The sequence below is a fragment of the Deltaproteobacteria bacterium genome (assembly GCA_030690165.1).
Taxonomy (GTDB): domain Bacteria; phylum Desulfobacterota; class GWC2-55-46; order UBA9637; family UBA9637; genus JACRNJ01.
The window spans coordinates 20484-29564 of sequence record JAUYHF010000008.1 but is presented as its reverse complement, the minus strand read 5'-3'; the positions used below and the strand labels follow the sequence as shown (position 1 = coordinate 29564).

Sequence of the window (9081 nt, the reverse complement as noted above, 5' to 3'; positions counted from 1 at the left end):
GCAAGTCTTACTGCTTCTTCCTTAAACTGCTTATCGTATTTCCTGTTCACTTTCCTTTCTTGCATTTCACACCTCCTTAGGTTATATGATTCTACTATAACCTAACCCTTTGGTGTGTCCACTATTTCGGGGGAGGTGCACTTTTGCTATTTTAGCAGCTTTTGAATCATAGGACAATTCAAGACCTTTCGAAGCTTGAGCAACGTAATTAAACATACGTCTATCAAGAGTCATTAAGTCAACATAAGGAAGACAACATAAATGATTATAGTCCTCCATATCCGAATTAGTTGGTATATCAGTTATGTTTTTAAGCATTTTGTGCCATAACTCATATCCTAATCTTTCTGAAGGGCAACGGGTGGGATTGTCATAAATCCAACTTGAGAGTGGTTCTATCTCTGTAGATGGTATTTTTAATCCATAAAGGGATAATAAACGTTCAACTGTTGTAGTAAAATGATTTTGGGGGGTTGGCTGATTTGTCATAGATCGATCAGCCATAAAAATCTTTCTTAATTTTTCACCGTACGCATCCAATCCACCCACTGCTCCAAAGCAATAAAGATCCCACACAGTTCCAGACAAAGAATAATTTATATAAACATGTGTAGGAGGTTTCTTGCTTAAATCGCATGTCTCGTCAAATCGGCTCACATAAGGATTTATATCGTTATATTCACGCCCCTTCGAAAATGCCTCATAAGCCTCAATAAGTTCTATACGTGTGATGCTTGAAGAATGAATAAAGGTATGCGGCAACTTTTCAATTCGATTGAGCAATCCCATTATATTTGACTTTGCCTTTTTATGAAGCAATGGCTCAGATATCTCCATGATAGTGAGAAAGGATAGGACAAGTTCATGACCGCCTGATTTAAGGATATGTTCTAGATCGTCTACAGAAAATGGAGTAGACTTTTCAATAATATTGATAATATCCTTTGAGTCAAAATAGATTTTCATTACCGCTTACTTTAATTCATTAAGAGAACTGTTAATTGCCGATGCTTTTATTACATATAACCAGTTATTATACAGGTCTGGACTTTATCAAATTTTTTTTACCAGTTCAAGCAAATTGTAAAATCAAATTGACATAAGTGTTTGATTTCATAATAGTTTCGTGGTTGGATAATATTCCATTTTTCGTGCTTATCAGATTTCTATAGTACAAGACAAAATTAAGTTTACATACCCCTCACCCTAACCCTCTCCCGCAAGGGGAGAGGGGACTTAATTTTCCCCCTCCCTTGACGGGAGGGGACTAAAACATCCTCAATGGATGTTTCAGGGGAGGGTGAATATAGTAAAACAGTCAAAGAGGCCAGAAGTCCGCTGGATTTTTGATAGCCATTTAGGGAGAGTCTTGAAAATCCACACATACAGCTTACAGACAAAGCTCAAACGCATTTCTTATCAGTTCCACCTCTGTCTTATCCTCCATTATACTGATCCCAACCACATCAAACCTTGCCGGACAATCGTTAAGCCTTTTTTGCGTCAGATATGCCAGCGCTGTTTTTGATAATTGCCTCTGCTTTCTTAAATCCACCGCCATTTTCGGAGGGCCGAATTTGTTGTTTGTTTTTGTCTTTACCTCTATGAATACAAGGGTTTTTCCTTCAATGGCAATAATATCTATCTCGCCGTATCTGTTTCTGAAATTATTTTCCACAATCCTGTAGCCGTTTTTCCTGAGAAATTCCGCGGCCAGGCTTTCCCCTTTTTTGCCGACACTAATCCTTGCGAATGTCACTTATGTATTCCTTTACCCCTTTAAATGTCTTTCTGTGAATCGGACAAGGCCCAAAATATTTGATTGCCTCAAGGTGTTTTGCGGTTCCGTAGCCTTTATTTTTAATAAAATCGTATGAGGGAAAAATAGCATGATATGCGTCCATGATACTATCACGAACGGTCTTAGCCACGATTGAAGCGGCGGCTATGCTGACGCTTTTGGAGTCGCCCTTGATAACGGGCAGCTGCGGAATGGAAATATCCAGCGGGAATTGTCCGTCTATTAAGACAAAGTCAGGAGAAGGATTGAGTTTTTTGACCGCATGGGCCATTGCCTTGAGCGATGCCGCAAGAATGTTGGTTGTCTCTATCTCATCCATCCATACAACTCCGATAGCGACAGCCAATGCCTCACGGTAAATATCGGGAAGCAGCGCATTTCTCTGCAAGGAAGAAAGGGTTTTGGAGTCCCTTATCCCAAGATGAAGGGGCGGAGTGGAAAAAATAACCGCTGCCGCAACTACCGGTCCTGCAAGAGGTCCTCTGCCTGCTTCGTCTACCCCTGCAATATGGCGGCAGCCCTTTTTAAAGGCATCCTGCTCATAGGCATCCATGTTTTTACAGTTCGGATTACGTACCTTCCTTTATCCTTGCTGCCTTGCCCTTCAGATTTCTCAGATAGTAGAGCTTTGCCCTTCTCACCATGCCCTTGCCTACCACTTTAATGCTCTCTATTGAAGGAGAATTCAGAGGGAATGTCCTTTCTACGCCAACGCCGTAAGAGACCTTTCTGACCGTAGTGGTGGACCTGATGCCATTGCCTCTTTTTCGTATAACTGTGCCTTCGAATGCCTGGGTGCGCTCCTTATCGCCCTCTTTGATCCTGATATTTACACGCACAGTATCTCCGGGACTGAATTCAGGTATATCCGTGCGTAAAAAATCTTTTTCAATATTAGCCAATGGATTCATAAAAAACCTCCGCTTTTAAAGTTCAAATGTCAGCTATCAGCTATCAGCTTTATTTGACTGTCTTTTTCTCTTCTTCCGTCAAACCGGCCTTTTCTAATAAATCAGGTCTCTTCTCACATGTTCTTTTAATTGATTCCAGCCTTCTCCACTTCTTTATCTCCTGATGGTTTCCTGACAAAAGGATTTCAGGAACCTTATGCCCTCTGAAGGATTCCGGTCTTGTATATTGTGGATATTCTAAAAGACCCGGAGAAACTACTGAAGGTGAAACTCCAGCGGGTGAAAAAGAATCATCTTTTGCTGAAATATCCGAGCCAAGAACGCCTGATATAAGCCTTGACACTGCATCTACAATTATCATGGCAGGCATTTCTCCGCCGCTCAGAATATAATCTCCAACCGATATTTCCATATCAACCGCCAATTCTCTTACCCTTTCGTCCACGCCTTCGTATCTGCCGCATATAATCACCAAACCCTTTGAAACAGCAAGTTCAGAAGCCATCTGCTGATCAAACCTTTTTCCCTGCGGCGTGGTAAGAATTACCTTTGCATCAGGATTGAAATTAGTCTTGATTGATTCAACTCCGGTTACAATAGGCTCTGCCTTCATAACCATCCCATCGCCGCCGCCATAGGGAGAATCATCGGTGGTTTTATGCTTATCAAGGGCAAAATCTCTTATGTTGTGGATGCCAATCTTTATAAGCCCCTTTTCAATAGCCTTGCCAAGTATGCTTTGTTTGAAAGGCGCTTCAAAAAAACCAGGAAAGATGGTCAGGATGTCAAATCTCATTTTTCTCCGGCAATAATCCTTCTATTAAATGAATGACTATCTTTCCTGTGTCAACATCAATCTTTTGAATTACATCAGCGGTAGCCGGTATCAAAAACTCCTTCCCTAAACTGTCTTTTACCACATACACATCATTGCTGCCTGTTAAGAGTACGCTTGTTGCAACACCGATTTTCTTTCCTTCGTCTGTTATAACCTCCATACCTTCCAATTGAAAGTGATAATATTCACCTTCGGGAAGCATGGGAAGCGATGCCTTTTCCACAAAGACATCATAACCTGCCAGTTCACCGGCCCGGTTTCTGTCATTATATCCCTTAATAGAAGCAAGGATAACATCTTTATGAGGCCTGTTATCCGTAACCTCGCAAATCAAATCATGTTCTCCTCTGGAAAGATAAATTTTTTTCCACGGCTTTTTATCACAATCACCATAGGGGAGTATCTTTATCTCGCCGTGAATACCGTGAACGCCGACTACCTTGCCAACCAAAAGGAGTTTGTCTTTGTTATTCAATTGTTATTCAATTATCTCTAGCGCTGCCCTCTTTTTAATCTTTGCTGATGCGGCAGTAAGGATTGTTCTGAGCGCTCTGGCTGTCCTTCCCTGTTTGCCAATAACCTTTCCAAGGTCTTCCTTGGCAACAGCCAGTTCTATAACCGATGTGTTTTCCCCTTCAACCTCCGTCACTTTGACCTGATCAGGATAATCTACAAGGGCCTTTGCAAGTGTCTCAATCAGATTTTTCATTTTTCTACCTCCGGATTAGAAATAGCTCAAGCTGCGCTTTTCAGCTTGACCAAAACGCCCGCTTTATTTAAAACCTTTTCTACTGTTTCGCTTGGAATAGCCCCTTTCTTGAGCCATCCCAATATGGCATCCTGCTTTAGCTCTACCTTTGCTGGATTCTTTGTTGTGTCGTATGTCCCAACTATCTCAAGAAATTTCCCATTCCTTGGAGAATTAGAATCAGTAACCACTATTCTGTAGAAAGGTTTTTTCTTTCCACCTATCCTTGCAAGCCTTATCTTGACCGACATTTTACCCTACACCTCCTTAAAATCTCAAACCTAAAGGTTTGAGTTACTGTAACTCAAGGCTTTAGCCTTGAAGTTTTAAAACGGCAAAAGTCCCCTTCCGCCAATCAGCGGCAACCCGCCTTTAGAAAATCTCTTCATCATCTCGCGCGTTTGAAGATATTGTTTAACAAGTTTATTTACATCCTGAACCGATGTGCCGCTCCCATTTGCAATCCTCTTTCTTCTGTTTGCATTAAGGATAGTATGATTAAGCCGCTCCTTCTTTGTCATTGAGTTTATTATAGCCTCTGTTTTAAACAATTCCCTTTCATCAGGCATAACGCCGGATTTTTTCTGCATCTCTTTAAAACCTGGAATCATTGCAATTATACTTTCAAGGCTGCCCATCTTTTTTATCTGCCGAAGCTGCTCTCTAAAGTCTTCCAGCGTAAATGTGTCCTTCCTTATCTTTTTCTCCAGTTCCTTTGCCTTTTTCTCGTCAATAACCTCCTGCGCCTTTTCTATGAGCGTGAGAACATCGCCCATGCCAAGTATCCGGCTCGCCATCCTGTCAGGATAAAAAGGCTCAAGTGCATCTATTCTTTCTCCAACCCCGATAAATTTTATAGGCTTGCCTGTTACATTTTTTATAGAAAGGGCTGCTCCGCCTCTGGTATCACCGTCAAGTTTTGTAAGGATTATGCCTGTAATCCCGACTGCCTCGTCAAATCCCCTTGCAGTATTCACCGCGTCCTGTCCTGTCATACTGTCCGCAACAAAGAGGATCTCCTTTGGTTTAAGGATAGCCTTTAGCTCTTTCAACTCCTCCATCAACTCGCTATCTATATGCAGTCTTCCTGCGGTATCTACAAGAACAGTATCATACCCTTTGATGTCGGCAATTCTCTTCGCCTCTCTGGTTATATCCTGCGGATTGAGGACACCTCCCCCTGTCCCCCTCCATGAGGGGGATAAAGGGGGAGGTGTCCCCATGCTCTCAGCGTCAAAGACATCCACATTTATCTCTCCGGCAAGCCTTTTGAGCTGAAGCATAGCTGCGGGTCTGTAAATATCCGCAGAGACAAGATACGGATTTCTGCCTTTAGACTTAAGATGCCTTGCAAGCTTTGCGGTGGTCGTTGTTTTCCCAGAACCCTGCAGACCAACAAGCATGATTGCCGCAGGCGGTTTTGCCCCGAGCTCAAGGCCGCAAGAATTTCCGCCCAAAACCTCTACAAGTTCATCTCTGACAATCTTTATAAATTGCTGTCCAGGCGTGAGGCTTTCCAGCACATCCTTGCCTACAGCCTTATTTCTTACCCTTTCTATAAAGTCTTTGACAACCGTAAAATTGACATCGGCCTCCAGAAGCGCCATCCTGACATCCTTTAATGCCTCATGGATATTTGCCTCAGACAAGCTTCCGCAGCCCTTAATCTTTTTTATTATTATGCCAAGCCTATCGCTTAAACTCTCAAACACAGCAGCTTAAAACCGCCTTCCCTAAAGATTTTGAATATTTTAAAATACAGGATAATCGCATGTGTTGTCAAGGTTTTTCTGTTTTTTGTAAAGCCAAATTACAAATGTCCTGTTTTTTACAAACTCTGGAGTTGTGGGTTGCGGACAGCAGTTGGCAGATAGAATTGAGGCGGGATTGTCAATGTGAAAGAATTGACCACCTAACCCTATAAATAAATAATGAAGGTTTGACCCCAAAGCCATTTTTTTAAAAAGCAGGGGGAGGTATAAAAATTAAACGATTAGAGCCATATTCAGAAGTATATATGGTAATTTGATCTGCATTTTGATCAAATCCATTTATATCTCCTACAAAACAATAAATCTTATTTATTTTACCATTATTAAACATCTCAACAATCTTTAACATTATAGATTGTGAGAGAAAATAAGAATTACAATGTAAATCCTTAGTATGAATTATCATCTCTCCTTCTTGGTTGGATTTTAAAGTGGCAGTAATTGCAGTGATATTTCCTTTTTCTTTTTCTTCTCGTTTATTGTTTTTATAAACCAATAATGTTGTTTCGGCACATGCATTAAAGAAAATTAAAATTGGTAACAATAATAATATCAATTTTCTCATAATTCTCCCATGAAAATAGAAATCTATTTCAAACCAATTTTAAGTTGATTTTAACTTGTATTTTCATGTTGACGGACTCTTAACCCAATTTTCACAATCAACTTACTTTTAAAAAATTAAAAAGAGGGGGTAGAATCTCTCCCCCTCTTCCGCATATTGAATCCACCGCCAATAGGAGCACCACCTATTCACAGAAAACTGTGAATTAGAAAATCAGATTTGCGCCCAATACAAAACCTTTCGTATCATCAGGTCCGATTTGCTCGCCAAGATTTGTGGGAAATTTGGTGTCAATAAGCTGAGACCTATATCCTAATGTGAAGGCGAGCGGGGCGGTTCCAGGTTTAAACGAAAACCCAATGTCAGTTAATCTATATGATGAATCATCTGTTCTGCTTACACCTTCATACGAAGATTCCAGCCAGCCGTAGCTGAAAGCATAATATGCGCCAAATCCTGAACCCAGAGGATAACCTCCTGTAATCCCTACTGTTGGTCCCTTGATAGTAGTTGTAGACTTCGTTGTGGCGGGGGTGTAAACAATACCAGGCGAACGAAGAGTAGTAGTATACTCCTGTTTTATATTCTTGTAGCCCACGGTTAATCCAATAGATGGATGAACATAATAACCGATTGAGGTATCCCATTCCTCCCGCTCCGCCGTCGTCTTTGCAGTTTCAGTAATTGTGCCGACTGTTGTATATGTTATGCGATAGCTCGTATCTGGAAATGAGAATTTTGTAGGCATATAGTAACTGCCGGAAACAAAAAGATTATCGTAACGCAAACTTATAACAGGGATTGATGTGTACTCGTAATCAGATGTAAATGTAGAAACATTTGCGCCATTTGTTGTATCATTGTTAAGAGTGCCGGTTAACCATTGATTAAACCATCCTTTATATCCTATAACTGCGGTAAATTTACCTTCTTCAGCAGATGCTAAATCCATTTTGCCTGTTGCTACAAATACACACATTAACAGAATGATACTTAATTTTTTCATGTAGTCCTCCATTTTTTTGACTTAAACTTATCAATTATTTAGACATTATTGTAAGACACAACCTAATCACTCTCATCTTTCAGTAAATTACTACACACCTCCTTTCCTTAAATTTAGTTCTCAAGATATTCTCAATGATATCTTGATATCTTTACTTTTAGTGTTTAGTATAATATTTTTTCACCCTCTTATCTAAAAAGCCGGCGGTATAAAAGTCGGCTCTTCTTTTTTCTTTTCCTCTTTCTTCCTCCTTTCCAAGTCCCTCCTCTCCTGCTCCAATCTCCGCTTTTCATCTTCCAGTCTTCTGTTCTGCTCCAACTCTTTTGCCGCCCTCCCCTCCTCCATCTTTTTTTCTCTTGCTTTTAATTCTTGTTCGCCTTTCAGCGCCTCTTCTTTCATCTGGCGCTGAAGTTCCTCTTTATATTTGCGCAAATCTTCTTTAGCGCTCGCCCTCTCCTCTTCCAGCCTTTTTTGTTCTTCTTTGAGCCTTACCTCATCTTCTTTGGTCTTTAAATCAGCAGGCGGCGCTATTTTAGCATAGGCCGTATTCTTAAATATAAACTGTCCCCCTTCATCCCCTACCAGCGCAACAGGAGCACTCTTTGGAGTCTGTCGTGATTCATTAGTAACAAGGGGCATAAGCTCGCTATATATCTGCATGGGAGTTAGATATTGATTTTTATTGTCTTCAAGAATTCTTAAAAAATAGTATGCGAATGTGCTGTGGTTCCCCTTGCCTTTATCAGGAACCGGAGACAACCCTCCAGAGGTCAATACCATGCGGGACTTGCGCTGGTACAACTCCTTTATTGCTGAATCATCCCATTTCTGTATTGATCTGGTTTTGCCCATGAGTGATTCACTGAAGCATGAATCAGCTATTGTATATATGTGGTTTGCCTTTATGCGCTCCAGATAACCCTTTACCTCATCATTACTCACGAAGGTAGAAGGGTCTTCCAACTTACCCTCAAAGGGCACCCATGCGCCGCTTCCTGTCTCATCGTATACCCCATGTCCTGCATAGTAGATCAAAAGATTATCTTTATCCTTTAATGTCCTTGCCAATGTGAGAAGTCGGGTAATGATATTTTTTCTTGTAGCTTCTCTATCGTATAATGGTATCATCCTTTCCTTCGCAACGCCGTACTTCCTCTGCAAAATCTCTGCAACGGCCTCTGCGTCAGGCCTGGCTGCCTCAAGCTGTTTGTCTTTTGGAAGATTGAGGTATTCATTGATGCCGATGATAAACGCCCAGTAATCGCCTTCAATGACGACATCCGACGGCTGTTCCTTCTCTTGTATGGTTATGCCTCTTTGAGAATCAGCAGCATAGATATAATGCGCCGCAAGAGAAAAAATAAGAAGGGCTGGCGTTACGATGAGGATATTTTGATATCTCTTTTTCATTTGTTTGAGCCTGAGATATAGACTTAATAA

Annotated in this window: 11 protein-coding genes and 1 pseudogene; all 12 read right to left on the bottom strand. The window is 41.0% G+C overall.

The window, feature by feature from the left end; genetic code table 11:
- Positions 1 to 81: 81 nt before the first annotated feature.
- Complete coding sequence (locus Q8P28_02700) at positions 82 to 966, bottom strand: hypothetical protein (protein ID MDP2681703.1); 885 nt, start codon at positions 964 to 966, stop codon at positions 82 to 84.
- A 424-nt stretch (positions 967 to 1390) separates the two neighbouring features.
- A complete protein-coding gene (locus Q8P28_02695; protein MDP2681702.1) occupies positions 1391 to 1759 on the bottom strand; it encodes a YraN family protein in 369 nt (122 codons plus the stop codon).
- Positions 1740 to 2357: pseudogene (locus tag Q8P28_02690) on the bottom strand (ribonuclease HII). Before Q8P28_02690 ends, Q8P28_02695 begins: the two are co-directional and overlap by 20 nt.
- A 13-nt stretch (positions 2358 to 2370) precedes the next feature.
- The gene (rplS, locus tag Q8P28_02685; protein MDP2681701.1) at positions 2371 to 2712 is read right to left on the bottom strand and encodes a 50S ribosomal protein L19; all 342 of its coding nucleotides are present in this window, start codon (positions 2710 to 2712) and stop codon (positions 2371 to 2373) included.
- A 49-nt stretch (positions 2713 to 2761) separates the two neighbouring features.
- A complete protein-coding gene (gene trmD / locus Q8P28_02680; GenBank protein MDP2681700.1) occupies positions 2762 to 3508 on the bottom strand; it encodes a tRNA (guanosine(37)-N1)-methyltransferase TrmD in 747 nt (248 codons plus the stop codon).
- A complete protein-coding gene (rimM, locus tag Q8P28_02675; protein ID MDP2681699.1) occupies positions 3498 to 4025 on the bottom strand; it encodes a ribosome maturation factor RimM in 528 nt (175 codons plus the stop codon). The genes trmD and rimM overlap by 11 nt, the downstream gene beginning before the upstream one ends.
- 3 nt (positions 4026 to 4028) lie before the next feature.
- Entirely contained in the window at positions 4029 to 4259 is a 231-nt protein-coding gene (locus tag Q8P28_02670; GenBank protein MDP2681698.1) for a KH domain-containing protein, read from the bottom strand.
- A gap of 26 nt (positions 4260 to 4285) precedes the next feature.
- Positions 4286 to 4549, bottom strand: coding sequence for a 30S ribosomal protein S16 (gene rpsP, locus Q8P28_02665; GenBank protein MDP2681697.1), 264 nt, complete (start codon positions 4547 to 4549; stop codon positions 4286 to 4288).
- Between the two features lie 75 nt (positions 4550 to 4624).
- A complete protein-coding gene (ffh, locus tag Q8P28_02660; GenBank protein ID MDP2681696.1) occupies positions 4625 to 6010 on the bottom strand; it encodes a signal recognition particle protein in 1386 nt (461 codons plus the stop codon).
- 247 nt (positions 6011 to 6257) lie between these two features.
- The gene (locus tag Q8P28_02655) at positions 6258 to 6635 is read right to left on the bottom strand and encodes a hypothetical protein (GenBank protein ID MDP2681695.1); all 378 of its coding nucleotides are present in this window, start codon (positions 6633 to 6635) and stop codon (positions 6258 to 6260) included.
- A 205-nt stretch (positions 6636 to 6840) separates the two neighbouring features.
- The gene (locus Q8P28_02650; protein MDP2681694.1) at positions 6841 to 7641 is read right to left on the bottom strand and encodes a hypothetical protein; all 801 of its coding nucleotides are present in this window, start codon (positions 7639 to 7641) and stop codon (positions 6841 to 6843) included.
- Between the two features lie 192 nt (positions 7642 to 7833).
- Positions 7834 to 9051, bottom strand: coding sequence for a caspase family protein (locus Q8P28_02645; protein MDP2681693.1), 1218 nt, complete (start codon positions 9049 to 9051; stop codon positions 7834 to 7836).
- Positions 9052 to 9081: the final 30 nt, after the last annotated feature.

What these genes read in the sequence shown, in the direction of transcription:
- Q8P28_02700 (MDP2681703.1), bottom strand. Translation starts at nt 966, where the DNA reads ATGAAAATCTATTTTGACTCAAAGGATATTATCAATATTATTGAAAAG.
- rplS (MDP2681701.1), bottom strand. Translation starts at nt 2,712, where the DNA reads ATGAATCCATTGGCTAATATTGAAAAAGATTTTTTACGCACGGATATA.
- trmD (MDP2681700.1), bottom strand. Translation starts at nt 3,508, where the DNA reads ATGAGATTTGACATCCTGACCATCTTTCCTGGTTTTTTTGAAGCGCCT.
- Q8P28_02670 (MDP2681698.1), bottom strand. Translation starts at nt 4,259, where the DNA reads ATGAAAAATCTGATTGAGACACTTGCAAAGGCCCTTGTAGATTATCCT.
- rpsP (MDP2681697.1), bottom strand. Translation starts at nt 4,549, where the DNA reads ATGTCGGTCAAGATAAGGCTTGCAAGGATAGGTGGAAAGAAAAAACCT.
- Q8P28_02655 (MDP2681695.1), bottom strand. Translation starts at nt 6,635, where the DNA reads ATGAGAAAATTGATATTATTATTGTTACCAATTTTAATTTTCTTTAAT.
- Q8P28_02650 (MDP2681694.1), bottom strand. Translation starts at nt 7,641, where the DNA reads ATGAAAAAATTAAGTATCATTCTGTTAATGTGTGTATTTGTAGCAACA.
- Q8P28_02645 (MDP2681693.1), bottom strand. Translation starts at nt 9,051, where the DNA reads ATGAAAAAGAGATATCAAAATATCCTCATCGTAACGCCAGCCCTTCTT.